At 66.0% G+C, this 25,450-nt stretch carries 17 protein-coding genes; 5 read left to right on the top strand and 12 right to left on the bottom strand.

Features of this window, described 5'->3' with window-relative positions:
* Positions 1 to 11: 11 nt before the first annotated feature.
* From AC1AYN_RS06160 to AC1AYN_RS06145, 4 genes are all read right to left on the bottom strand, one after another.
* A complete protein-coding gene (locus AC1AYN_RS06160) occupies positions 12 to 2,084 on the bottom strand; it encodes a Na+/H+ antiporter (RefSeq protein WP_476532575.1) in 2,073 nt (690 codons plus the stop codon).
* A gap of 128 nt (positions 2,085 to 2,212) precedes the next feature.
* Positions 2,213 to 3,073, bottom strand: coding sequence for a sulfite exporter TauE/SafE family protein (locus AC1AYN_RS06155; RefSeq protein WP_476532574.1), 861 nt, complete (start codon positions 3,071 to 3,073; stop codon positions 2,213 to 2,215).
* Positions 3,074 to 3,277: 204 nt separating this feature from the next.
* Entirely contained in the window at positions 3,278 to 3,958 is a 681-nt protein-coding gene (locus AC1AYN_RS06150) for an alpha/beta hydrolase (protein ID WP_476503249.1), read from the bottom strand.
* Entirely contained in the window at positions 3,955 to 4,878 is a 924-nt protein-coding gene (locus tag AC1AYN_RS06145; protein WP_476532573.1) for a hypothetical protein, read from the bottom strand. The genes AC1AYN_RS06150 and AC1AYN_RS06145 overlap by 4 nt, the downstream gene beginning before the upstream one ends.
* Positions 4,879 to 5,369: 491 nt before the next feature.
* Between AC1AYN_RS06145 and dcd the strand changes: the two genes are divergently transcribed.
* Positions 5,370 to 5,951, top strand: a complete 582-nt coding sequence (dcd, locus tag AC1AYN_RS06140; protein ID WP_476503247.1) for a dCTP deaminase — start codon at positions 5,370 to 5,372, stop codon at positions 5,949 to 5,951.
* Between the two features lie 286 nt (positions 5,952 to 6,237).
* Positions 6,238 to 8,460: a hypothetical protein gene (locus AC1AYN_RS06135; protein WP_476532572.1), complete on the top strand. Its 2,223-nt coding sequence runs from the start codon at positions 6,238 to 6,240 to the stop codon at positions 8,458 to 8,460.
* Positions 8,461 to 8,536: 76 nt separating this feature from the next.
* Here AC1AYN_RS06135 and AC1AYN_RS06130 read toward each other — a convergent pair whose 3' ends face one another.
* From AC1AYN_RS06130 to AC1AYN_RS06110, 5 genes are all read right to left on the bottom strand, one after another.
* Positions 8,537 to 11,503 (bottom strand): cation-translocating P-type ATPase, encoded by a 2,967-nt coding sequence (locus AC1AYN_RS06130; protein WP_476532571.1) that lies wholly within the window; start codon positions 11,501 to 11,503, stop codon positions 8,537 to 8,539.
* Positions 11,504 to 11,745: 242 nt separating this feature from the next.
* Entirely contained in the window at positions 11,746 to 13,146 is a 1,401-nt protein-coding gene (locus AC1AYN_RS06125) for a DUF4032 domain-containing protein (RefSeq protein ID WP_476532570.1), read from the bottom strand.
* 69 nt (positions 13,147 to 13,215) lie between these two features.
* Complete coding sequence (rlmB, locus tag AC1AYN_RS06120; RefSeq protein ID WP_476503243.1) at positions 13,216 to 14,211, bottom strand: 23S rRNA (guanosine(2251)-2'-O)-methyltransferase RlmB; 996 nt, start codon at positions 14,209 to 14,211, stop codon at positions 13,216 to 13,218.
* A 173-nt stretch (positions 14,212 to 14,384) separates the two neighbouring features.
* On the bottom strand, positions 14,385 to 15,512 hold the full coding sequence (locus tag AC1AYN_RS06115) for a hypothetical protein (protein WP_476532569.1): 1,128 nt from the start codon (positions 15,510 to 15,512) through the stop codon (positions 14,385 to 14,387).
* A gap of 507 nt (positions 15,513 to 16,019) precedes the next feature.
* Positions 16,020 to 17,147, bottom strand: a complete 1,128-nt coding sequence (locus tag AC1AYN_RS06110) for an ABC transporter ATP-binding protein (RefSeq protein WP_476503242.1) — start codon at positions 17,145 to 17,147, stop codon at positions 16,020 to 16,022.
* 393 nt (positions 17,148 to 17,540) lie between these two features.
* Between AC1AYN_RS06110 and AC1AYN_RS06105 the strand changes: the two genes are divergently transcribed.
* Together AC1AYN_RS06105 and AC1AYN_RS06100 are read left to right on the top strand one after the other, a co-directional pair.
* Positions 17,541 to 18,257 (top strand): LytR/AlgR family response regulator transcription factor, encoded by a 717-nt coding sequence (locus AC1AYN_RS06105; protein ID WP_476532568.1) that lies wholly within the window; start codon positions 17,541 to 17,543, stop codon positions 18,255 to 18,257.
* On the top strand, positions 18,257 to 19,597 hold the full coding sequence (locus AC1AYN_RS06100) for a sensor histidine kinase (protein ID WP_476503262.1): 1,341 nt from the start codon (positions 18,257 to 18,259) through the stop codon (positions 19,595 to 19,597). The genes AC1AYN_RS06105 and AC1AYN_RS06100 overlap by 1 nt, the downstream gene beginning before the upstream one ends.
* Before the next feature lie 203 nt (positions 19,598 to 19,800).
* On the opposite strand, the gene AC1AYN_RS06095 is transcribed toward AC1AYN_RS06100, so the two are convergent.
* Positions 19,801 to 20,301, bottom strand: a complete 501-nt coding sequence (locus tag AC1AYN_RS06095) for a GtrA family protein (protein ID WP_476503261.1) — start codon at positions 20,299 to 20,301, stop codon at positions 19,801 to 19,803.
* A gap of 61 nt (positions 20,302 to 20,362) precedes the next feature.
* Positions 20,363 to 22,888: a glycoside hydrolase family 3 C-terminal domain-containing protein gene (locus AC1AYN_RS06090; protein WP_476532567.1), complete on the bottom strand. Its 2,526-nt coding sequence runs from the start codon at positions 22,886 to 22,888 to the stop codon at positions 20,363 to 20,365.
* A gap of 266 nt (positions 22,889 to 23,154) precedes the next feature.
* On the opposite strand from AC1AYN_RS06090, the gene AC1AYN_RS06085 reads away from it, so the two are divergent.
* Positions 23,155 to 24,570, top strand: coding sequence for an ATP-binding protein (locus AC1AYN_RS06085; RefSeq protein ID WP_476532566.1), 1,416 nt, complete (start codon positions 23,155 to 23,157; stop codon positions 24,568 to 24,570).
* A 201-nt stretch (positions 24,571 to 24,771) separates the two neighbouring features.
* Here the strand turns inward: AC1AYN_RS06085 and AC1AYN_RS06080 are convergent, their stop codons facing one another.
* Positions 24,772 to 25,341: an ATP-binding protein gene (locus AC1AYN_RS06080; RefSeq protein ID WP_476532565.1), complete on the bottom strand. Its 570-nt coding sequence runs from the start codon at positions 25,339 to 25,341 to the stop codon at positions 24,772 to 24,774.
* Positions 25,342 to 25,450: the final 109 nt, after the last annotated feature.

Below are 25,450 nucleotides of genomic sequence, written 5' to 3'. Positions count from 1 at the left end.
CAGGGAAGAGGTCAGATGCCGGAATCGGCATCGACCTGCATGACATAGACGTTGCGGCGGAGTTCTCGGGCCTGGGGGCGGGAGATGTCGCCGGCTTCGAGCATGTCCTGCACGATGCCGAGCTCGATTGCGTAGCTCTGCTTCTTGATCTCGTCGACCTGGCCGAACGCGGCCGCGCTGCCCTCCATGTTCGGACGGGACTTGAGCGAGGCTTCGGCGCGGCGGTAGTCGAGGATCAGCGCGGAGCAGAACTCCGTGTTGTACCGGTCGCGGCTCATCTCCTCGCCGAGCTTGCCGATCACGTGTTCGATGGCGTCGACCTGCAGCGTGCGCATGTGCGCGAAGATCTGGTCCTCGCTCACCAGCGGCGTGGTGCGGCGGATCTTGTTGATCGTGCGCTTGACGAGGATCGTGGTGCGATGCTGCCATCCGCGCAGACGGCCGCTCAGCTGCCAGCCGAGACGCCCGCTCTCCGGGCCGGCGGTCGTGTGGCGCAGCGTGTTCATGATCTGGTCGAGCATGCGTTCGCACGCCTCCACGTTAAGCTCCTGCACGGCCTTGTCCGGGTCCGGATGGGCCTTGATCGCGGCGAGACGGTCGCGCACGAACTGTTTCTCCCAGTTGAGCGCCTCGATCTGCAGCCGCCCGTATCCCTGCGGGTCGAGCTTGCCGAGGCGGTGCTTCAGTCGGCTGATGCGCTTCGTGTACGAGTCGATGACCATGAGCACGGCGCGGCGGTTGTCGGGCGTGATGCGGCTGGTGAGCTCCTCGACAGTGCGCCGCAGCACCTCGATGGTGATCTCGTTGAGCTCGGTGCCCGTGTCCTTGTTGCGGTTGGGGGCGAGCAGCGGCAGCAGGAAGTTGGCGAGCAGCAGCGTCAGCACGATCACGCCGGACGCGATGAAGATGAGCTCGTCGCGCATCGGGAACGGCGTGCCACCGGACAGGTAATACGGGATCGTGAACATCAGGGACAGCGTGATCGTGCCCTTCGCGCCGCCGAACGTCATCACCGCGGCGGAACGCCAACGTTCCGGCGTCATCCTGCGGCGTTTGCCGGTGGTCACGTCGTGCGCGAGGCGCAGCATGGCCGACACCCACACGAACCGCAACGCGATGACCACGCCGGTGACGAGAAGAATCACGCCGATGAGCAGCTTGTTGCTCACCCACGGGTCGGACCAGCTGGCGGTCATCGCGCCGGGCAGCAGCATGCCGAGCAGGATGAACACGGCACCGTTCAGCGTGAACGACAGCACACCCCACACGCTGGAGGCGACGATGTTCGTGCGCGCCACATTCGGGCCGATGCCGGTGCGATCGAAGCGGACGAGCAGTCCGGCGGCCACGACCGACAGGATGCCGGAGACGTGCACCTCCTCCGCGCCGAGATAGAGCAGGAACGGCAGGAACAGTTCCATGAGGATGCGCGTGGTCGTGGTCTCCCAGCCGAGCGAGCGCACCGTCTCGAACAGCCAGTTGACGATCATGCCGACGACCATGCCGAACAGCGCGCCGCCGATGAACGAGACGACGAAGTCGCCGGCGGCCTCGCCGACCGCGAATTCGCCGGTCACGGCCGCGGCGATCGCGAACTGGAAGCCGACGATGCCGGATGCGTCGTTGAACAACGATTCGCCTTTGAGCACGCCGCGCTGACGCAAGGTAAGCGACGCCTCCTTGCCGAGCGAGCTGACGGCGACCGCATCGGTGGGTCCGAGCGCGGCGCCGAGCGCAAGCGCGGCGGCCAGCGGCATCGCGGGCCAGATCGCGCTCAACGTGAATCCGACGGCCGCCATCGTCGCGATGGCGAGGCCGATGGCGAGCGACAGGCTGAGCTTCAGCGTCTTGAGCAGCGCCGACTTGTCGATCTCATGCGCCTCCAGGTACAGCAGTGGCGCGATGAACAGCACCATGAACACTTCAGGGTTGAGTTCAACGCTGGGGAAGAACGGCAGGAGGGTCATCGCCGCGCCGAGCACGATCTGCACGAGCGGCGTCGAGACCTTGGGAATGAACCGGCTCAGGAACGAGGACGACACGACCGCCGCGATGATGCACAAAATCAGTTCGAGTACGTCCATGGGTGTTCCGAATCCTCCCGCCTTCTCTCGCTGTCAAGAGTATAGAAAACGGGTAAGGAAATCGTTTCGCAGGGTATGGCCCAGCGCGAACGCCCGCCGCGTTCACCGCGAACTCCCGGTGCGCACGTTCAGCGCGAACGCGTCGTCTTCGTCGTCTTCATCGCCTTCATCGCGACGAACACGGAACGCACGAGCAGGACGCCCAGATACACGGTGAACATGATCGCGCCGGCGCGCGGCGTGACGGCCGCCGCCATCCACGTGCCGAGCGGCGCGGTGATCGCGGCGACGACGCCGATGATCACCGCCGCCTTCACGTGCACCATGCGGCGGCGCACGTTCGCGATGGACGTGGTGATCGCGTTCGGGAACATGGCGAGCAGCGACGTGCCACGCGCGATCAGATCGCTCGCGCCGAACAGGATCGACAACGCGGGCACGCAGATCGCGCCGCCGCCGATGCCGAGCAGGCCGGCGAGAACGCCCGCGATCACGCCGAACGCGATGAGGCCGATCACCGTGCCGACGCTCATCACGATGCGCGAGTCACGCGACGGATTCGACATGGCCTGATTGACCATCACGAACAGGAGGAACACGACGAACGCCCACCGGAGCACGATTTCGGGGAGTTTGGACAGCAGCCACGAGCCGATCTGGCCGCCGACGAACATGCCGCAGAACACGATGAGCGCGGCGATCCAATCCACGTCGCCCTCGAACGCGTAGGAGGCGACGCCGGAGACGGCGGTGGGCACGATCGCCATCATCGACGTGGCGGCCGCATGGCGCTGCGTAAGTCCCAGCCACACGAGCGCCGGCACGATGACGGTGCCGCCGCCGATGCCGAACAGGCCCGACAGGACGCCGACCAGCACGCCCACCACGGCCATGACGGCGAGCCCGCGCGGGGATTCGTCCAGATGGTTCTCGTCGATGGCGGCGGTGGCGATGCGCGTGCTGATGCTGGTATCGGTTGCTGCGTTCATACCGCCACTCTAGGCACGGCCGGGCCGGCCGCGGCGGCCGGTTTCCACTTGTTGTACGGGGTTCGCGCCTCAACCCCCTCAGTCCGGCCTACGGCCGGCCAGCTCCCCCTGAAAGGGGACGCAGATTGTCCCCGCGCCCCCTTTCAGGGGGAGCTGGCGCGCGAAGCGCGACTGAGGGGGTGCCGAGCGCAAGGAAACAAGGAGTCACAGCACGCCGGAGGTGATGTCGTGGCCGAGGAGCCATTCGCGCAGGTCGGCGAGCTCTTCGAGACTCACGTTGTGGTCGAGCGCGCGGTAGCTCTTCGTGGTGAGCCACGTGCGCTCGTTGAGCCACGCCTGCGCGGCGAACAGCTCGTATTTCGGCACGACCTCGTCGTTCTTGCCGTATGTGTAGAACACGGGGATGTTGTAGCGTTCGATGAGCCCGTCGGCGGGCGCGGTGCCGGGCACGAGCCCCGGTGCGATGTACCCGGACAGAGAGATGACGGCCCGGTATCGTTTCGGATTGACGCGTAGCAGGTGGATCGCGAGCAGGCCGCCCTGCGCGAATCCGAGCGGCACGACCTCACGCTCGTTCGGCAGGTTATTCGTCACCCACCGGTCGATCGACACGGCCATCTCGTAGGCGGCCCGGTCGAGATCCTCGCCGAACGGCACCTGCTCGCCGAACCAGGCGAACGCGCCGGGCGAATACGCGTCGCCGGCGGCGAGACGGATCGGCCCGCGCAGGCTCGCGAAATCGTTGTACGGCGCGATCTGGCGCATCAGGTCGGCGAGTTCCGCCTCGTTCGATCCCCATCCGTGCAGGCACAGGAACAGCGGGTGTGTGGGATGCGTCGCTCCCCCGCCGCGCGAATACCGTGCGATGTTCAAATCGATGGTCATGATGATTTCGCCTCGCTGCCTGACGTCTCCACGGTGGCGAGCGTACCACCCCATTCGCTCTGGAGCGCGGTCATGTTCTCTTTGCTGCCGAACGCGATCCATCGTCCGGCGGCGAGCGTGCGCCAGTCGCCCTTCGCGCGCGCGTCATCGGCGTGCTCGTCGAGCAGTTCGGTGATCTTCGACGTCACGGCGCCCTTGTACATGCCCGCGACGGTGTCGGAGTCGAACGTGATGTACGCGACGCGCGTCGCGGCGCAGACCGACGCGCTGTCGACGCCCGGATAGCCGCCCACGTCGATATCGTTCCAGCCGGACGTGCAGGCGCCGAGGACGCGCTCGATGCCGAACTTCATGCCGTCGGCGCTGCCGCTCGGCGCATCGTCGCGCACGGCGGGACGGATCAGGCCGAGCGGGAACAACACGCCGACGACCACGTCGAGCGCGAGCAGCAGCACGGCGAGGACGAACGTGATGATGCCGCCGGACGCGACGCCGCGGTGGCTGGTGCGCCGCGGCATGGTCGCGCGGGCGGCGACGACGAGGATGAACGTGACGACGATGAACGCGGCGCACGCGCCGGCGATGAAGCGGCCCGGCACCTTGCCGTCCGGATCGAGGTAGGCGGGCGCGATCTCGTGCGCGGCGGAGATGCCGCCGAACGCGACGGCGACGAGGCCGGCGAGCAACGCGAGCACGGCGAGGCGACGGCTGGTCTTGTCGGGGCGATCGCCGGCGTGGAAGGTGGATTCGTGCGGGGCGCGGGATGCGGCGGCCGCCGTAGCCGCCGCGTTCGCCGTGGCGTTGGCCGTCGCGTTCGCCGTGGACGCCGCGTCCCGACGTCGGGATTTTCGCGGACGATCGCGCCATTCGTCCGGCCCGTCGTCCCTCCCCTCGAAGAAGTCGTATTCCTCGTCCTGCATGATGTTCCCCTTCGTGCCGACTGCCTGTACCACCTTGTCGCCGGGCGTCCATCGCCCGCTTCGCCCAGTCTACCGCGCGGCGGTTCGCCGATGCGTCATCCTCCGGGATGGTGTTCGTCACGGATGGTGTTTGCCGTAGATGGTGCCTGCCGAGGGCGGCGTTCGCCGCGGGGGATGTCCGTCACGGCCCCGCCCGAGGCAAAGGAAAACCCCGGTGGAGGGAACCACCGGGGCCAGAGAAAGGAGAGAGAAGAAGAAAGGTTCAGTTGTCGGGGCTTGCGCTCCATGTCAGCTTTCGTTGACAGTTCATAGATAACCATGCGTTTCTGGGTTTCCCGATGTGTTTCCCTGTGAGGTTGCTGAGAATCGGGGCCGCGGATTCCGCAAGACCCCGCGAGTACCCCGCACGCCCCCGCACGACCGTGTTTTGGGTGGGCGCTACGCTTGTGGGCGATATCACATCCGTCCTATTTCGTCTGTGAGGAGCTTTCATGCTGCTGTCCGACCATGACATTCTGGCCGCGCAGGCCGATGGGCATATCTCGCTCGACCCGTGGACCCCGGAGATGGTCCAGCCGGCCTCGATCGACGTGAGGCTCGACCGGTTCTTCCGTCTGTTCAACAACCACGCCTACACCTACGTCGACCCGTCCGAGAACCAGGGTGCGCTCACCGAGGAGTTCGCCGTCGACCCGGACGAGCCGTGGATTCTGCATCCGGGCGAGTTCGCGCTCGGCGCCACGTGGGAGTACGTCAAGCTCGACGCGACGATCGCCGCGCGATTGGAGGGCAAGAGCTCGCTGGGCCGTCTCGGCATCCTCACCCATTCGACCGCCGGATTCATCGATCCGGGCTTCGAGGGGCATATCACGTTGGAGCTGTCGAACGTCTCGACGCTGCCGGTGAAGCTGTGGCCGGGCATGAAGATTGGCCAGATGTGCTTCTTCCAGCTGAGCTCCCCCGCCGAGCATCCGTATGGTTCCGCCGGCGTCGGCTCGCACTATCAGGGTCAGCGCGGCCCGACGCCGAGCCGCTCCTACGAGCATTTCTACCGCGCGCACATCGACGACTGAGTCGTCCGGACGCACGTCCCGCGGCGCCGATGCCGGCGCGTGCGGGACGTGCGGTGAATCCGATACGTGCGATGCGCGTGATGCGTGCGGAACGTGCGGGACGTGCGCAATGTGCGGTTCCGGCGTGGGTGGTTCCGGCGCGAGCGCGACGATGTGCGCGACGTCCGGTCCGGTCGTGATGGCGCGTGACCGGATGATCGCGATGTGACGGGCGATGACGGCCGTCGTTACTATGAATGATTAGAGAGACAGCGATGCGAGACAGATACGGGATTGAGGAGACGCGATGACCGATCCGAGCGGTGAATTCCAATTCGACTTCCAGAAAAAGAGCGCGCAGCAGCAGCCGACTCAGCCGGTTGCGCCGAGCGCGCCGGCGATGCCGTCCACGCCTCGGATGCAGCCGGGCTCGGCGTTCGCCCAGCCGGTCGCGCAGCAGCCGGTCGCGTCACAGCCGATGGCGCAACAACCGACGATGATGCCGACGCAGCCTGTGCAGCAATCCATGCAGCCGATGCAGCAGCCGGCTCAGTATGCGCAGCCCGGCGGGCAGCCTGTCCAACCGTCGCAGCCTGTGCAGTTCGCACAGTCCGTGCAGCCGGTGCAGCCGGGCCAGTACGCGCAAACCGTGCAGCCCCAGTCGACGCAGGTCCCGCAAGTCCCGCAGTCCACACAGCCGGTCCAGTATGCGCAGCCGGTTCAACAGCCGGGCCAATTCGCGCAGGCCGACCAGCCCGGATTCGCGCAGGCCGTCGACCAGCCGGCATTCGCCGACACCGCGGGCGCGAGCGTCCCGCGCCACGGACGTCATTCCTCGCCGGCGGCACCCACCTTCGACAGCGGCACTTCGATTGGAGAATCCACGCAGGCGTTCGACCCGCTGAAGGAGTTCGACGAACCACTGCCGTCTCAGCCGGTGCAGCCGGCGCAACCGCAACCGGCGCAGCAGCCCGTGCAGCCGACCGCCCAGACCATCGCGCAGCCGGTCATGCCGCAGTCCGTCGGGCAGCCGATCACGCAACAGCCGGTGATGCAGCAGCCGATTACACAGCAACCCATGCCGACCGTGCCGACGATGCAGCCGACGCAGGCCACGCAACCGGTGCAAGTGACGCAGGCCACGCAGGCCTTCGCGCAACCCACGCAGGCGTTCGCACAGCCGGTCATGCCGCAATCCGCGTCACAGCCGACGCAGGCGATGCCGATGGCCGCGGCGACGGGCTCGCAAGCGCAACCCGTCGACCAGCCGACGCAGGCGTTCAACCCGTTGCAGCCGCAGACGGACCTCGCGCAGACGCAGGCCACGCAGGTCTACGGACAGCCTCAGACTCAGCCGGTGGCGGGTCAGACCGACGTGTTCGGCGACCAAGCCACGATGGCGTTCCCCGCGGCGCAGCCGTATGGCCAGCCGCAGCCGCTCGCCGGCACCGATCCGCTGGCGGCCGCGGACGACGCGCAGGCCGATCCGACCGAGGCGGCCACGCAGGTGTTCACTCCGGAGATGATGGAACAGGCCGGCCAGGAGGCGCGTTCGGCGCAGTCCTCGCCGGAGGCGATGCCGCCGGCCATCGCCCCGGACGATGACGAGGACGATGAAGACGACGAGGACGACGGCAAGGCGTCGAAGAAGGACGGCAAGGGACGGAAACTGTCGAACGGCAAGATCGTCGGCATCGTCGTGGCCGTGATCGCCGTGATCGCGCTGATCGTCGGCGGCGTGCTGTTCTACCGCGCGAACAGCGGCAAGATCCTGTACGCCGCGTGCACGAGCGCGCAGGACAAGGCCAATGACGAACTGAAGACCCTCCAGTCCAAGGTGACCGCGGCGCAGCAGACCGTCTCGTCCACGACCGGCAGCCAGGTGGCGGACGCGAACACGCTCACCACGCTCAACCAGACGATCACCGACGCGCAGAACGTCAAAACGGACGCCTCCTGCTCCGCGGACATGTCCAAGGACGATCTGAAGTCGAACACGCAGAAGTTCAAGGACACGCGCAAGCAGGCGAAGGAGATGGAGTCGAAGATCGACGACGCCGAGAAGGCCGTGAGCGACAGCAAGGGCTCGCAGACCTCGAACACGTTGAAGTCCGATCTCAACAGCTCGGTCTCCACCGCGCAGAGCCTGCTCAACAACTCCGCCGGCCAAGTGGCCGACGAGAGCACGCGCACCGCGTTGCAGAACGCCATCAACAACGCGAACAACGTGGCCGGACAGTCGAACCCGTCCGAATCCGACGTGAACAACGCGAAGTCACAGCTGGAGAAGGCGATGTCCGACGTGAACGCGTCGATGTCCGCCAAGCAGCAGGCCGACGCCCAGGCGCAGCAGCAGGCCCAACAGCAGCAACAGCAACAACAGCAGAGCCAGCAGAATCAGCAGAGCCAGAACGATTCCGGTTCGGGTTCCGGTTCCGGCAGCGACTCGGGCAGCGATTCCGGCTCCGATTCGGGAACCGGCAACAGCTCCGGCGATTCCGGTGCCACGGTCGGCGGCTCGCACAACTGATCGCCGGATAGCCCAAGCAACGACCCCCTCAGTCGCGCTTCGCGCGACTGAGGGGGTCAATCGTAGTATCCGCCGCTCAGCGCTTCGCCATCGCACGCAATACGCACTTGCGCAGTTCGGAGGCGATGAGGACGAAGGCGGCGAGGCCGATGCATTCGAGCCAGGCCAGCGGGCTCAGCGGCGTGGTGCCGAACGCGGTGTTGAGGAACGGCACGTAGATCACGACGAGCTGCAGCACGACGGACAGACCGATCGCGCCCCACAGCCACTTGTTCGAAAACAGCCCGACGAACACGCTCTGCAGGTGGGAGCGCGAGGCGAGCGCGTTGAACAGCTGCGCGAACACGAGGATCGTGAAGCCCATCGTGCGCGCCTCGGTCATCTGCGCCTCGTGGCCGAGCGCATCCACCGAACGGTCGGTGAACAGGCCGCCGGCCAGGTGCATGTCCATGCCGATCAGCGTGACAGCCGCCATGATGATGCCGATGAAGATGATGTCGCCCCACATCGAGGCATCGATCACACGGTCGGTGATGCGCCTCGGCCTGCGGTTCATCACGTCCTCGGTCTGCGGGTCGACGCCCATCGCGAGCGCGGGCGCCGCGTCGGTGAGCAGGTTGATCCACAGCAGCTGCGTGGCGAGCAGCGGCACGGTCACGCCGGTGGATTCGGGCTGCGTGATGCCGAGGAATCCGGCGAGCACGACGCCGAAGAACACGGTGAACACCTCGCCCACGTTAGAGCTCAGCAGGTAGCGCAGGAACTTGCGGATGTTGTCGAAGATCACGCGGCCTTCGCGCACGGCGGCCACGATGGTGGAGAAGTTGTCGTCGGCGAGGATCATCTTCGCGCTCTGCTTGGTGACCTCGGTGCCGGTGATGCCCATCGCGACGCCGATGTCCGCGGTCTTGACGGCCGGGGCGTCGTTGACGCCGTCGCCGGTCATCGCGACGATGTTGCCCTGCCGTTGCAGCGATTCGACGATCTTCAGCTTGTGTTCGGGCGCGACGCGCGCGTACACGGACACTTCGGACGTGGCCTTGTCGAACGCGGTCTGGTCGTTGCCAAGCGCGTCGAGCTGGTCTCCGGTGAGCGCCCTGCCGCCCTTCTCGATGATGCCCAGGTCGGAGGCGATGCGTGCGGCGGTCAGTGGATGGTCGCCGGTGATCATGACGGCGCGGATGCCGGCACGATGCGCCTCGGCCACCGAGTCGCGCACTTCGGTGCGCGGCGGGTCGATGATGCCGACCATGCCGTTCCAGATGAGGTCGGTCTCGATCGCGTCCGACTGGTCGGCGATATCCGCGACCTGTCCGGCCGCGTTCGCGCGCACGCCGTCCACTTCGGACAGGTTCGCGGTGCCGAGCGGACGGTACGCCTCGCCGAGCGTGCGGTACGCCTCGCCGGAGAGCCGTTCGACGGTCGCGAGAATCGTCTGGCGGTCGCCTTCCGTCAGCGGGCGCACATGCCCGCCGACCGCGATGCGCGAGCAGTACGAGAGCAGCACGTCGGGCGCGCCCTTCGCGAACACGGTGAGCTTGCCGCCCTCCGTCGCGTCCTTCGCGATCACGGACATGCGTTTGCGCTCGGACGTGAACGGCACTTCGGCGACGCGCGTGAACTGGCCGTACCCCTTCATCGCGCCGGTCTTGCGCGCGGCCACGATGAGCGACACCTCAGTCGGGTCGCCGACGACCTCCCATCGTCCGTTCTCCTCACGCAGGTCGCCGTCGTTCGCGATTGTGCCGGCGGCGAGCGTGGCGAGCGCCTCCGCCTTGAGCGACAGGTCGCCGGAGAGCGGCGAACCGTCGGCGGCCGTCATCTTGCCTTCCGGCGTATAGCCGGTGCCGGTGAGATGCACTTCGCCGCTGGGCGTGACGATGCGTTCGACGGTCATCTCGTTGCGCGTCAACGTGCCGGTCTTGTCCGAGCAGATCACGGACGCGGATCCCAGCGTCTCGACGGAATGGAGCTTCTTCACAATCGCGTTGTGCGCGGCCATGCGCTGCACGCCGAGCGCGAGCACGACGGTGAGAATCGCGGCGAGGCCTTCCGGCACGGCGGCCACGGCGAGCGACACGGCGAGCAGCAGCGAGTCGATGACGTCGTGGATGTCGTTGAAGCCTTCGAGGAACGCGAGCGCGGCGAGCACGACCACGGCGATGATGACCACAGCGATGCCGAGGATCTTGGAGACGTAGTCCATCTCCTTCTGCAACGGGGTCTGCTCGTCCTCGGTGGCGGAGAGCATGCCGGCGATCTTGCCGACCTGTGTGGCCATGCCGGTGCCGGTGACGACGGCGCGGCCGGTACCCTGCGTGACGGACGTGCCGTTGAAGATCATGTTCGTCCGGTCGCCGAGCGCCTTGGCCTCACGCAGCGTGTCCGGCTTCTTGCCGACGGGCACGGATTCGCCGGTGAGCGACGCTTCGGCGATGCGCAGGCTCGCCGCGGTGATGAGGCGGCCGTCCGCGGAGACCGAGTCGCCTTCCGCGAGCACGATGATGTCGCCGGGGACGACGTCGACGGTGTTGATGCGCACGACTTTGCCGTCGCGCAACACGGATGTGGTGGGGGCCGTCATGCCGGCGAGCGCTTCGACCGCGGCCTCCGCCTTCGCCTCCTGGATGTAGCCGAGCACGGCGTTGACGATGAGGATGAGCACGATGACGATCGCGTCGAACGGCAGCGCCTCGCCGCCTTCCGCCCCGGGCACGGCGTTCGCCTTCTCGATGAACCACGCGATCACGGAGATGACGGTGGCGGCGAGCAGCAGGTAGACAAGCGGATCTTTGAACTGGGCGAGGAACTTCTTCCATTTCGGCACGGGCGGTGCTCCCGCCAGCTCGTTCGGCCCGAACCGCTCCAATCGGCGTGCGGCCTCGGCCGAGCTCAGGCCGACGTTCGGATCGACGTCGAGCACTTTGGCGACGTCGAGCGCATCGGTCAGGCTCGGATCGGCGTCGTTCGGCAACCCCTGCCGGGTGGGCGCGCCCTCGATCGTTGCGGACGCGGCGGATTGATCCTTCGTGCGATCAACCATGATGGTCTCCTTGGTATAGCCGCGGAGTAGTCAACACACAGACGCCGGTTGTCTCTCCGGCGGCCCGCATGCTGCGCGGTTATGGGCGCCGACGCGACTGCCGCCGACGCATGTGGCCCCATTATTCCACACGTTTTCTCCCGCCGGCATAAACATGCCGACGGGCATTGTCTACCGCGTGTCGCCCCGCGACCACCCTCAGTCTCGCTGCGCTCGACAGCTCCCGCCAGCGGGAGCGGATTCTAATGAGCCCATACCGCCGCGTCGGGGTCGAAGTCGGGGTTGTAGCCGTCGTCGGGGTCGTTGTAGGTGTACTCGTCGTCGACGACGCCGGAATCGGCCTCTTCGAGAAGGGTGTCGATGTCCTTCTTGTCGAGCATCTGGTCGGGCAGGACGTTCTTGATGTAGCTGGTCACCGCCTCGCTCATCGGCACGTCGTGGCCCGCCTTCTCGGCGAGGAACCAACGGTGGGTGAGCACCTCGTGGAAGAACTGGGCCGGCTCGATCTGCGAACGGTATTCGCGCGGAATCGAACGCACGGTCGGCTCGAACACCTCGCGCATCCAGTCGGTGGCGACGATCTCCAGATCCTCGCCCTCGCGCCACGTGGAGGCACGGTAGGCATCGAGGTCGTTGAGCAGGCGGCGGGCCTGGTTCTCCTGCACGTCGAGGCCGGTGAGACGCAGCAGCTTGCGGTTCGCATAGCCGGCGTCGACGACGCGCGGACGCACGAGCACGCGCTTGCCGTCCTCGTCGGTCTTCATCTCCAGCTCGTCCACGTCGAAGCCGAGATCGTTGAGCTTGTTGACGCGCTTCTCGATCTTCCACATCTCGTCCGGACCGAACTTGTCGGTGTCGGTCAGCGCGCTCCACAGCGAGTGGTAGCGCTCGACCAGACGGTTGCCGACCTCGATCTCGTCCACGTCGCTGGGCAGCAGCTGGCCGGAGCTCAGATCCATCAGTTCGCCGATGATGTTCGTGCGCGCCAGATCGATGTCGTATTCGCGCTGGCCCTCGGTGAGGTTCACCTGCAGATCGCCGGTCTCGGCGTCCACGAGGAACGCGGAGAACGCGTCGGCGTCACGCAGGAACAGCACGTTCGACAGGGACACGTCGCCCCAGTAGAAACCGGCCAGGTGCAGACGCACGAGCAGCACGGCCAGGGCGTCGATGAGACGCTCGGCCGTGTCCGGGCGCAGGTTGCGGGCGAACAGGGCGCGGTACGGCAGCGAGAACTTGAGATGCTTCGTCACGAGGATTGCCTCGAGCGGCTCGCCCTCCTTGTTGTGACGTCCCGTCACCACGGCGACCGGGCGCACGGCCGGCAGCTCGAGCTTCTGCAGACGACGCAGGATCTCGTACTCGCGCTCGGCCATCTGGCGCGTGATCTCCTTCATCGCGTACACCTCGTCGCCGACGTGCACGAAACGCACCACGTGGCGGGAGATGCCGCGCGGCAGGTTGGCGAGCAGGTCCTCCGGCCAGGTGGCGAGCGGCTTGTGCCACGGCAGGGTGAACATCTTCGGATTCGAGCTCGCCGCCGTGATGTTCAGGGCCCGGGGCTCCGCGTTACCGGGGGTCTCGGCCTCGGCGAGGACGCTTGTCGCCTTCGCCGCGCGCGGATCCAGTTTCGACAGATTCATCGATGCTTGCATCGTCGTGCCTACCTACCTTGTTGCCTGCTTATGTTGCCTGCTTGTACCTGTTTGTGCTTATGCCTGCTCGCCGGCCTTGCGGCGCGCGTTCGCGACCGCGTACAGGCTGATGCCCGCCGCGACGGACGCATTGAGCGATTCGACCTGGCTGGAGATCGGGATGCCGGCGACCGCGTCGCACGCCTCGCGCACGAGACGGCTCACGCCCTTGCCTTCCGAACCGAGCACGACGACCAGCGGATCCGTCTCGAAGCCGGTCTCGCCGACGAGGCTGCTGCCGCCGCCGTCGAGCGCGACCGCGTAGTAGCCGCGTTCCTTCAGGCTTTCGATCGCCTTCGTCAGGTTGACGACGCGGCACACCGGCAGATGCGCGGCGGCGCCTGCCGACACCTTCCACGCGGCGGCGTTCACCGACGCGGAACGACGCTCCGGCAGAATCACGCCGTTCGCGCCGAACGCGGCGGCGGAACGGATGACCGCGCCGAGGTTCTGCGGATCGGTCACGCCGTCGAGCGCGATGAACAGCGGACGCGCGGCGATGCGCGCGGCCGGCGAGTTCGCGGCCTCCATCGCTCGGGCCTTCTTGTCCGCGCGGTCGGCCAGCTCGGCGAGCGAGGAGTACTGGTACGGATCCACCTTGAGGATCACGCCCTGATGGTTGCCGGAGCGGGCGATGCGGTCCATCTCCAGACGGTCCGCCTCCATCATGTGCAGGCCGCGGACGCCGGCGAGCTTGACGATCTCGCGCGTGCGGTCGTCGTGCTCGATGCGCGAGGCGACGTACAGCGTGTTGCTGGGGACGCCCACGCGCAGCGCCTCGAGCACCGAGTTGCGGCCGAACACCAGATCGGAGGTGTCGTTCGTCGAGAACTTGTCGGCGCGACGGCGGGCCGCGAGACGCGGATCGGCCATCTGGCGGCGCATCGCCGCGTTCTTCATCTTGTATGCCTTGTGGTATTCGCGGTTCTCGGCCTTCGGCGTCGGTCCCTTGCCGCGAAGCGCGTTCCTGTGCTTGCCACCCGACCCCTTGGTCGGTCCTTTCTTAGTAACCATAAGGGTCATTGTCCCAGCACCCCGCCCCAACGCCCGCCGCCGCAGGTGAAATCACCCCCAACCCGTCACGGTTCACTCCACGATTTGCCACGGGAAAACGAGACAAATCGTGGAGGGAACCGAGACAATCACGGAACGCACATGCGTCACCGCCACGCCACACCTCATCCCACCTACAACGTCAACCTGCGTGACGGATTCACCGGGACACCAGCTGCGATCAGCTTGTTCAGCATCGGCGTACGCCTCCATGCGTCATCGAACGTGAACCGCACGATGCGCTGCACGCCGCATCGTTCCAGCATCGTCTGCCGGATGCGCTCGTCCGCCACCACATCGCCCACGGTGCGACTGCCCGTCATGCCTGGATCGACGTACTTGCGCGCGCCATCGAACTCCGCGACGACGACGCTGCCATCATCCAGTTTCCAATGGAAATCGACGCGAAGCTTCCGCCGGGGATCGTCGGGATACGCGAACTCCACCTGCTGTTGCGGCACGGCGACGCCGCCTTCCAGCATGGTGGCGTAGCAGAACGACTCGCCGCCGTTCTCGCTACATCCGTTCGCATATTTCGCCAGCAGCCGCGCGCGATTCTGACGCAATCCCATCCGCGGTTCGTCGTACGCGGCGACGAGCTCGTCACGTGTGACGTGACCGTTGCGGATCGCGGATTCGAAGAACGCCATAGCGTCACGGAACGCATACTGCCTGCCGCAGTCGAACAGCGTGCGTACGACGTCGGTGACGCGCACGTCATCCCTCGTCACGGCCTGTTCGGCGTGACGCCGCGGCAGGTAGCAGCGGCGCAATGAGCCTGACCGGGTCACGCCGGTATCGTGGCCTGCCGCGGCAATGGAGACGGCGGCGTTCCGGTGGAGGTATCTGCCGTGGTCCAGTCCCCACAGGCACGCCGCGGTGAGTCCGGTGAACGTCCATGTAGGATGGGCACGTTGCAGCGTTCGGGCGATGATGCGGTGACGTTCGTCCGGAAGGATGCCGGCCCAGTAATCCGCGCGGACGAACAATCCCGGATGTGGCCTGACCAGACGCGACGCCGCGATCTGGCGGGACAGGAACGCATGGTCGCGACGACTGTCCGCGGTCAGGCAGATGCGGTTCCGCTCGCATTGCGCGAGTCGGTCGCGGAGAGCGGCCATGTTGCCGTTGCCATAGGGGTGTGAGGTATCCATGACACGACCGTATGTTCGTCCGCGATGATGCGCCAGCCGAGCCTGATGACGGTGGATTGCGGTGCACAAGCCGGTGGATGATCGCGCAGCTCGCTTCACGATTCCCACACGGGTGACGTTCGCTCCACAATCAACACGGTTCAGTCCATACCCATCACGATTCACCCCGGGATTATCCACGGAAAAACGATGCAAGCCCCGGAGCGAACCGTGACAACCGTGGAGCCATCAACGAACGAACGTGACTGACATGGAGCGAACCGTAACAGGGATGGAGCGAACAAAGAAAGCCCCGCGGCGTAGCGGGGCTTTCTCCAACGAGACGGAATAGAGAGGAAGAGAAACGTCTCGTTGACATGGTTGGCCGAATCAGGCGGCGTGATTGCCGCGGTTCGACCAAGTCTTATATGGACGGTCCTTGGCCGACCTCTCCCCCACCCGGCTTCGCCGGGAGCCCAACCGCAAGCACGGACGGCCTGCGGCCGACCTCGCATCGGCTCGCCTATCGGCTCGCACATCGCCTGCAAACGCCACCGGCGTTTACTTTACGGCGATGTCCCATCAGAGGGGGCCGAGAAGAAAAACTGGACCGGACCGAAGGACCGAGGAACCGCGTCAGTTGATGCGGAGCTCGGTGGACGGGGCGAACAGGTGCATCTTGGCCGGATCGATCTTGATCTTGACGGTCTGGCCGACCTTCGGCAGCGCACGCGGGTTCACGCGAACCGTGGTGAGCTTGTTCTGGTCGGACATGACCTGGGCCTCCTCGGCGGCGGAGCCGTCGGTGATGATGTTGCCGTAGATGTAGCCGTCGGAGCCGAGATCCTCGACGTTGACGACCTTCAGGGAGAAGGCGTTCGGATCGTCGGCCGGGGCCAGAGAGGCGTCCTCCGGACGGAAGCCGACGACGATCTTGCCGCCGTCCTCCGGGGTCAGCTTGTCGACGGCGTCGGCCGGCAGGTCGACGGTGTCCTCACCGATCTGGGCCTTGCCGTTGACGACCGGGTGCACGTTGATGTTCATCGACGGGGAGCCGATGAAGCCGGCGACGAAGACGTTGGCCGGGCGATCGTACAGCTCGGTCGGGGCGCCGACCTGCTGCAGGACGCCGAGCTTGATGACGGCGATGCGGTCGCCCATCGTCAGGGCCTCGGTCTGGTCGTGGGTCACGTACAGGGTGGTGACGCCGAGCTGACGCTGCAGGGCGGCGATCTGGGTACGGGTCTGGACGCGGAGCTTGGCGTCGAGGTTGGACAGCGGCTCGTCCATGAGGAACACCTTCGGCTTACGCACGATGGCGCGGCCCATGGCGACACGCTGACGCTGGCCGCCGGACAGGGCCTTCGGCTTGCGGTCGAGGTACTCGGTCAGGTCGAGGATCTTCGCGGCCTCTTCGACGCGCTTGCGAATCTCCTCCTTCGGGGTGCCGGCGATCTTCAGGGCGAAGCCCATGTTGTCGGCGACGGTCATGTGCGGGTACAGCGCGTAGTTCTGGAAGACCATGGCGATGTCGCGGTCCTTCGGCTGCATGGTGGTGACGTCCTTATCACCGATGAGGATGCGGCCCTTGTTGACCTCCTCGAGGCCGGCGAGCATGCGCAGGGTGGTGGACTTGCCGCAACCGGACGGGCCGACGAGGACGAGGAATTCGCCGTCCTTGATGTCGAGGTTCAGATCATCCACGGAGGGCTTGTCGTTGCCCGGGTAGATACGGGTGACGTGGTCGAAAATGACTTCAGCCATGGTTGTTCAATCCTTTCAGAGGCAGGTACGTGCCTCACGATCCGTTGTAAAGGAATTATTCGGTTGGTTGCTGTGCTTTGATCCGTTCGTCACCGTCCATCGCATCGCTGCAACGTCGGGCAATCTGCAAACCTCAGCGTTTACTTATCCGGACCGGCGGAATCGTTTCCGTCGAACCTTCGGCTCACTATACACGTTGTTCGCGCTCACGCAAGGAAAGCGCTTTCGCATTGGCGTTTCCCCAATCACGTATCCCGATCACAAATCCCAACCGTGCACCCCGTTCACGCACCCCAATCACGCATCCCGTTCCCGGCGCGGCGCGCGGCCGGCCGATACAATCGGGAACCGGAGGCCCGCACGAGGTGCCCACGCGAGACAGGGAGGTTGGTCATGCGCGACATCAGAATCGGGGTGGTCGAGGACGACGCCTCGGCCTGCCAACAGGTCCTGGACTATCTCAACCGCTATCAGGCCGAGAACGACGGCATCCGCTTCACCGTCTCCGTGTTCGACGACGGCGCGAGGATCGTCGAGAAATACGCGCCCGTCTACGACATCCTCCTGCTCGACGTCGAGATGAAGGAGATGGACGGCATGGAGGCGGCGCGGCGCATCCGCGAGCGCGACAAGACCGTCGTCATCGTGTTCATCACCGCGGCGCCGCAGTACGCGATCAACGGCTACCAGGTGGGCGCGCTGTCGTACCTGCTCAAACCGGTGCCGTGGTTCGCGTTCAACCAGGAGCTGAAACGGTCGATCGACATGGTGCGCCGGCGCGGCGACGAGTCGATCCTCATCGACGTGGGCGGCGCGCAGCAGCGGCTGGAACTCGCCGACGTGCTGTACATCGAATCGATCCGGCACACGATCGTCATCCATACGCTCGGCGGCAAACTGTCGGTGACGGGCACGCTGAAATCGTTCGAGGAGCGGCTGGCGGAGAAGGATTTCTTCCGATCGAACTCCTGCTATCTGGTGAACCTGCGTCACGTGACCGGCATGGCGGACCAGGACTGCGTGCTGTCGAACGGCGAGCCGTTGCGCGTGAGCCGTCCACGCAAGAAGGCGTTCATGACCGCGCTGGCCGCGTACATGGGAGGCGTGTGATGGGCGGTCTCGGCGCGACGATCACGAACGCGATGCCGGACATCCCACGGCTGTTCACTGCGATCTGCGAGTGGGCGGCGTGCGTCACCTATCTCGCCGTGATCCACCGCCGCGTGGCCTTGCGGCGCACGGCGGCGGTCGCGGCGATCGGATTGGCGGCGATGATCGGCGTGCAGTATCTGGCCGGAGCGATGCCGCTGTGGTTCTGGACGCTCGGCATGCTGCTCGCGTTCGGCTGCATGTGGCTGATCGTGTGGCGCGGCAGCGGCGGCGGCAAACGCGAGTGCCTGTATGTGACGGCGCGTGCGTTCGTGCTCGCCGAGCTGGTCGCGTCGCTGCACTGGCAGCTTTCGACGTTCCTCACGTACGGCGTGGACCTGCCGCCGCGCCAGCCGTTCGCGACGTTGATTCTGGTCGGCGTGTACACGGTCTGTTTCGCCGCGGCGTGGGCGGTGGAACGGCGCAACTTCAGCCAGTCCGCGCCGACGACCGTCAGCGCGCAGCTGGCCGTCGGCACGGTGGCGATCACCGTGGTGACGTTCGCGATGAGCAATCTGAGTTTCGTTTCGACGAACACGCCGTTCTCCGGCAAGATCGGGCAGGAGGTGTTCTACATCCGCACGCTCGTCGACTTCTGCGGGTTCGCAATCCTGTACGCGCAGCAGGAGCAGGCGCGGCGGATGGAGGCGAGCGCGGAGCTCGCCTCCATCAACGCGCAGTTGGAGAGCCAGCATCAGGAGTATCTCGCGTCGAAGGAGAATCTGGAGTCGATCGGGCGGCTCGCGCACGATCTCAAGCATCAGATCGCCGCGTTGCGCGCCGAGGTCGATCCGGAACATGCGGCGGCCGGGTTCGAGCAGTTGGAGCGTTCGGTCGCCGAGTACAGCGCGCAGCAGCATTCCGGCAATCCGGTGCTCGACGTGATTCTGACGACGAAGACGCGCGTATGCGAGGAGCGTGGGATCACGTTCACGGCGGTCGCGGACGGTGCGCTGCTGGGCGCCGCGAACATGAGTTCGATGGACATCGCGACGCTGTTCGGCAACGCGTTGGACAACGCGATCGAGGCGACGTCGCGATTGGACGATCCGGAACGACGGTTGATCCGTCTCGCCCTGTACCGGCAGGGCGCGTTCACGGTGATCCGCGTGGAGAACTACTACGACGCGGTGTTGAAGAAGGATGCGGCGGGCAATCTGCGCACCACGAAACGCAACGCGACCGGCCACGGATTCGGCGTCAAATCGATCCGGCACATCGCCGCCCAATACGGCGGCGAAGTGTCGATCAAAGCCGAAGACCACTGGTTCACGCTCACCGTGCTGATTCCGGGAGCATAGAGCGGTGATGCGATAGGCCTCCCTCTGACGAGGGAGGTGGCCGCCGAAGGCGGACGGAGGGAGAGACGTCGCCGCAGGCGGCAATACGGAATCGGCCGAAGGCCGATGCGGTTTTCCCGCGACCTCATGGCCGCTCCACCTCTCTCCCCCAGTCCGCTACGCGGACAGCCCCCTCGTCAGAGGGGGCCGATTCAGAACCGCCGTCACTTGTTCTTGGGCATGATCCAGAACTTGAGGAGGGGGTAGCTGACGACGACGGCGAGGAGCGTGTTCACGACGGAGGCGATCGTGCCGGCCAGCCCCGCGTTCATGCCCCAGCCCTGGCACAGCGCGGTCACGTAGCCGGGCAGCACGAGGTTCACGACGACGATCACGACGGCGAGGATCGCGTACTTCCACGCGGCGTCGTGGAAGCTGGAATCGGACTTGAACACCCACTTCATCTGCACGAAGAAGTTCACGACCTGCGCGATCACCTCGGCGAAGAGGAAGGTGAGGAAGCCGCCCACGCCGTTGCCGGATTCCGGGTAGTTGAAGATCAGGAAGTGGAACGGCGCGGTGAGCCCGAGCGCGGCGACGAACACGGCGGTGCCGATCCACGTGACCACGAAGCGGGCGATCGTGGAGATGTTCGACAGCACGTTGAACAGGATGAACTCCCAGATCGTCGGATGCGTGGCGATCCAACGACGAATCGGGCCCATCTTCGCGAGCTCCTCGGCGGTGGGCTTGGCGGACGTAGCGGTTTCGGCGGTCTTCGTCGCGTCAGTCATGGTTGATCTCCTTCGCGGTGCGCTTGTTGGCGGATTGGTTGCGGAAGTATGCCCCGATGAGCGAGCCGAGGCCACGGAACGTGTGCCCGTTGCCGATCTCGACGATCGCGTCGACCATGGCCGAATCGACCATGCCCTGCGTCATCTTGCTCATCGCCCGTGGCGGCATGTTGAGGATGAACAGCGTATTGAGGTCGGGCGCTCCGGTCTTCTCGCGCACGCTCGCCTCCCGCTTCTTGAGCGTGTTCGCGACGGTCTTCGCGATGAATCCGCGTGAACCGCTCCAGCTCGAGATCGGATCGTTGACGCCGAACGTCGCCGCCCCGTCGCGGCCGGAGCGCGCGATCACGTCATAACCGAACAGCGCGGCCATCTCGGCGTCGGTCACGTGCTTGACGTCGCCGGTCAGATAGTGGCCGAGCGCGGGGTCGGGGCCGGTCGCGTCCACGTCGCCGGCGACGGCGAACGACTCGCTCAACGGCAGCGTCTCGGCGTCGAAGCCGACCGACAGCGTCCACACGCCCGACTCGGTGCGCCACGCGCCGGCACCGTCGCGCGCGGCGGCGTCGAAGTGGCGGAACGTGTACCGGTCGAAGTCGATGCGCACGTCGCGCGTCTCGTGCGCGGCGAGCGTCACCTTCGCGAATCCCTTGAGCTCGCGCGCGGGGCGCAGCACGCCGGCGGCGCCGGAAGCGCCGTCCGCGCCGGCGTGCGCGCCTGCCGTGCCGCGCGACGGGCCGCCCACGTACAGCTGGACGACGGTCGCGCCGGCCACGTCGGAATCGTTGGAGACGGTCACGGTGACGCCGGTCTCGTCGGCGACGAGTCCCGTCATCGTGAACGCGGCGTAGGACAGGCCGTAGCCGAACGGGAAGCGGACGGGCACGCCCGCGGTCTCGTAGTAGCGGTAGCCGACGAACGGGCCCTCACGGTAGACGGCGTCGCGGCCGGTCGCCGGGTACCAGCCGGCGGACGGGCAGTCGTCGTAGCGCATCGGCCACGTTTCGGCGAGATGGCCCGACGGATTGACCTTGCCGGTGAGCGCGCGCACGGTGGCGGACGCGCCCGCCTGTCCGGACAGTCCGATGTAGAGGATCGCGGCGACGTCGTCGTGCCACGGCAGTTCGACCGGGGAGCCGGCGACGAGCACGACGACGACCGGCTTGCCGGTCGCGGCGAGCGCGGCGATCAGATCGTTCTGCGCCTGCGGGATGGCCATCGTCGCACGGTCGAGGCCTTCGGATTCGCTGCGTTCGTCAAGGCCGACGACGGCGAGCGCGACGTCCACGTCGTCGCGCGAGACAAGGTCGACGGCCTCGCGCACGAGTTCCGGCTTCACGGCGCCCTGGCGGTCGTAGCCGGGCGCGTAGCCGGCGACTTCGGCGGCGTCGGACTTGCCGAGTTCGTCGAGGATGTTCTCTTCGCGCGTGGCGTTCACCTTGGACGAGCCGGAACCCTGGAATCGCGGGGTTTTCGCCATGTCGCCGACGACGGCGACGCGCGCGCCCGGGCGGAACGGGAGCGCGGGGGTGCCGTCGGTGCCGCGGGTGCCCACGGACGCGTTCTTCAGCAGGACCATCGAGCCTTCGGCGACGCGGCGCGCGGCCTCGTGATGCGCCTTGATGACGGATTCGTCGAGCAGGTCGTCGCGGCCGACGCCGTCGAGGCGCGTGCGGCCCGCGACCTTCGCGACTTCGCGGGCGCGGGCGTCGAGGTCCGCCTCGGAGAGCGTACCGGCGGCGACGGCGCTTTCGAGTTCGCTCACGGACGTGAATCCGGGACTCGGCATCTCGAGCGAGCCGCCCGCCTTGACGGCGGCGACGGCCGAGTTGGAGCCGCCCCAATCGGAGACGACCATGCCGTCGAATCCCCATTCGTCGCGCAGGATGTCCTGCAGCAGATGCTTGTTCTCATGCGCGTAGACGCCGTTGATCTCGTTGTATGAGGTCATGATCGTCATCGGTGCGGCCTCGCGCACGGCGATTTCGAATCCGGTCAGGTAGATCTCGCGCATCGTGCGCTCGTCGATGACCGAGTTGGAGGCCTGACGGCGCAGCTCCTGGCTGTTGACCGCGAAATGCTTCGGGCAGGCGGAGACGCCGTTCGACTGGATGCCGCGGATGAGGCCGGCGGCCATGCGGCCGGCGACGACCGGATCCTCCGAGTAGTACTCGAAGTTGCGGCCGCACAGCGGGTTGCGTTTGATGTTGAGGCCGGGACCGAGCAGCACGTTCACGTCGAGGTCGTGCGCCTCGCGGCCGAGCGCCTCGCCCATCTGCTCGGCGAGCGCCGGATCCCACGATCCGGCGACGGTGCCGGCGGTCGGGAAGCAGGTGGCGGGCTTGGAGGCGCCGAGTCCCAGATGGTCGCCTTCGCCGAGCTGGCGTCGCACGCCGTGGGGGCCGTCGCTCATCACGAAGCTGGGCACGCCGGCGCGGTCGTTGCCGCGCGAATCCCATTCGGATCCGCCGGACAGCATCGCCGCCTTCTCGGCCACCGAAAGCTCTTCGAGTTCCATGTCACTCTCCCTTGCAGTGATTGGCTTGTTCGTTCGATTTCTTCATCGTCGTTGCTTCGATTCAATCAGGATTCGCGAGCGCGCGGGGCGGTGCGCACACAACCTGTCGTTTCCCCCGCACGAATGGCACGCAGGCTCTTACGGAACGATCCACGCATACCACTTCTCAAAATTCTTAAGAAGTTCACTGTATTACTTCTCAAAATTTTTAAGAAGTGATACCGTAAAGGTTGCGACGATAAACGTATGAGAGGAACGAGGCGACCATGGTTCCGGACAATCCGCGCGAATCCTATGCCATGCTGGTACGCGAGGCCATGCGCCTCGACATCCCCACCCCCTCGCGCCGCGACGAGGTGATTCGTCAACTCGACAAGCCCGCCATGTTCAACATCGTGCACATCATCACCGGCATCCGGCGTTGCGGCAAGACGTTCTACCTGTTCCAGAAGATCCATGACCTGCTGGCCGCCGGAGTGCCGCGCGACCGCATCCTCTACTTCAATTTCGCCGACGACCGCCTGCTGCCGATGCCGGATGACGTGCTCGACGACGTCGTCAACGAGTACTGGCGTCAGGTGCCCGAAGCGCGAAGCGAAGGCGCGTACCTGTTCCTCGACGAGGTGCAGGAATGTGCGAACTGGCAGGGATTCTGCCAACGCATCACGGAACATGAGAAGGTGACGCTGGTCATCACCGGCTCATCATTGAAACTGTCCAGCGAGGAGATTGCCACGAACTTCCGTGGTCGATCGCACGCGCACGCGATGATGCCACTGTCGTTCCGGGAATACTGCACGTTCCGCGGCATCGCCGTGCCGGATGCCGTTCCGGACGGCCACGGCGAATCCGATGATGCTTCCGCAGTGATTAAAGTGATTAATGAGGCGTTCTCGCCACAGGAGGTCACCGGATTCGAAGGCGCATACGAACGCTATTTGGTCGAAGGGGGATTCCCCGGTGTGCAACGGCTGATCGAGCCGGATCGCGTCGAGATGCTGCAAAGCTACATGCGCGACGTGGTGGCGCGCGACGTCGCGGAACGGTTCGGACGAGAGAACATCGCGATGGTCACGCAGACCGCACTCTACCTATTGCGCAACACGGCGTGCGAGCTGTCCGTCAACGCACTCGTCGCCGCATTGAAAGCCACCGGCTGGAAAGTGTATTGGGACAAAGTCAATACACTGCTGGAACTGTTCAAGCAGGCGTATCTGGTCTACGAGCTGCCCGAATACCGCACGGCGCTCAAACCGGGCAGCACCAGCGTGCCGAAGATGTACGCGGTCGATCAGGGCATGGCCTACGCGGTTTCCCGCGCGAACCAGCAGGATCTCGGCAAACGATTGGAGACGGCCGTGTTCTGCGAACTGCACCGCCGCACCGCCGGACGCAGGACGGAGGCTGTGACGTCCTACACCATGCCCGGCCCCAAGCAGGAGAAGGTCGACTTCCTGGTCGGCGACGCCCTCGCCGCCGAACCATACGCGCTGTATCAGGTGACCGCGGACATGACCGCCACGAAGACGCGGAACCGCGAGATCGGCTCGTTGGCCGCGGTCATGGCACGCACTCACCTCGGTTCCGGAAGCATCCTGACGTTGCATGATGAGGAGACCGTCGCGGTCGAAGCCGGCACGATACACGTCATCCCCGCATGGAAGTGGTCGCTGATGCGGTGATGCGGTACGTCAGACCGGGAAGGCGGCGAAACGATTTGGCCAATCGTGGCGGAGATGGATGGACTTGGAGCCCTGTTCGCGGCCCGTACCCGAACAACTACGAGAAAGGCCCCTATTGCCATGCTTTCACTTCTCTACGGAAATACAACGCAATCCGATTGAGCTGATTGAGGCGCCGTCGCATTCCGTCTCCGTCCCCGACTATCGAGGTAACCGGATGCGGATGCGCCAGGTTCCGTTGCGGGTTTCGTGGGATAGGGTGCCGCCGTGACGCTCGACCTGTTCGCGCAGGAGGGCGAGGCCGAAGCCCGATCGCAGAGTCCGCCGGCCGGTACCGGCAACGGCGTCATGGTCCGTGTCATGGTCCGTGACGCCGTTGCTCTGTTCGATGATGATGGCACCGCCGTCACGGCCGTCGTCACGCCCGCCCTCACGCCGCACCGTCAGCCGGTATGGCACGGCCGCATCCGCATGACGGGCGATATTGGCGCATATCTCCTTGCCGCACGTGCGGATCAGTCGCGCCATGCCCGGAGCGATCCGGCGGCCGTCGACGTCCACCGTCATCATCCCGCGGAATCCCAGATTCCGCAGCCGCCGCTCCTGCCGCCCGAAATACCGGGCGACATCCGAGGCAGCCGACGCAGCCGCACCCGGCACAGTCGCCACACTCGGCGCACCCGCCGGCACCCCATCGGCCTCGGACAGCAGGCGGATGACCTCATGGGTGTTGTCCAAAGCCGCGAGGGACAGCCGGTTGATGTCCCTCATCAACGCACGACCATCCCCCGAATCCCCCGAATCACCGGAATCACCCGAACCAACGGAATCACCCGAGCCAACGGAACCAACGCGACCACGCGCACCATCGGCACCGCCG

This window comes from Bifidobacterium sp. LH_413 (assembly GCF_056357015.1).
This window is presented reverse-complemented; position numbering and strand designations above follow the sequence as displayed.

Bases quoted from the DNA above. Each gene is read 5' to 3' on its own strand.
- AC1AYN_RS06160 (WP_476532575.1), bottom strand. From the start codon at position 2,084: ATGGACGTACTCGAACTGATTTTGTGCATCATCGCGGCGGTCGTGTCG.
- AC1AYN_RS06155 (WP_476532574.1), bottom strand. From the start codon at position 3,073: ATGAACGCAGCAACCGATACCAGCATCAGCACGCGCATCGCCACCGCC.
- AC1AYN_RS06150 (WP_476503249.1), bottom strand. From the start codon at position 3,958: ATGACCATCGATTTGAACATCGCACGGTATTCGCGCGGCGGGGGAGCG.
- AC1AYN_RS06145 (WP_476532573.1), bottom strand. From the start codon at position 4,878: ATGCAGGACGAGGAATACGACTTCTTCGAGGGGAGGGACGACGGGCCG.
- dcd (WP_476503247.1), top strand. From the start codon at position 5,370: ATGCTGCTGTCCGACCATGACATTCTGGCCGCGCAGGCCGATGGGCAT.
- AC1AYN_RS06135 (WP_476532572.1), top strand. From the start codon at position 6,238: ATGACCGATCCGAGCGGTGAATTCCAATTCGACTTCCAGAAAAAGAGC.
- AC1AYN_RS06130 (WP_476532571.1), bottom strand. From the start codon at position 11,503: ATGGTTGATCGCACGAAGGATCAATCCGCCGCGTCCGCAACGATCGAG.
- AC1AYN_RS06125 (WP_476532570.1), bottom strand. From the start codon at position 13,146: ATGAATCTGTCGAAACTGGATCCGCGCGCGGCGAAGGCGACAAGCGTC.
- rlmB (WP_476503243.1), bottom strand. From the start codon at position 14,211: ATGGTTACTAAGAAAGGACCGACCAAGGGGTCGGGTGGCAAGCACAGG.
- AC1AYN_RS06110 (WP_476503242.1), bottom strand. From the start codon at position 17,147: ATGGCTGAAGTCATTTTCGACCACGTCACCCGTATCTACCCGGGCAAC.
- AC1AYN_RS06105 (WP_476532568.1), top strand. From the start codon at position 17,541: ATGCGCGACATCAGAATCGGGGTGGTCGAGGACGACGCCTCGGCCTGC.
- AC1AYN_RS06100 (WP_476503262.1), top strand. From the start codon at position 18,257: ATGGGCGGTCTCGGCGCGACGATCACGAACGCGATGCCGGACATCCCA.
- AC1AYN_RS06095 (WP_476503261.1), bottom strand. From the start codon at position 20,301: ATGGGCCCGATTCGTCGTTGGATCGCCACGCATCCGACGATCTGGGAG.
- AC1AYN_RS06090 (WP_476532567.1), bottom strand. From the start codon at position 22,888: ATGGAACTCGAAGAGCTTTCGGTGGCCGAGAAGGCGGCGATGCTGTCC.
- AC1AYN_RS06085 (WP_476532566.1), top strand. From the start codon at position 23,155: ATGGTTCCGGACAATCCGCGCGAATCCTATGCCATGCTGGTACGCGAG.
- AC1AYN_RS06080 (WP_476532565.1), bottom strand. From the start codon at position 25,341: ATGAGGGACATCAACCGGCTGTCCCTCGCGGCTTTGGACAACACCCAT.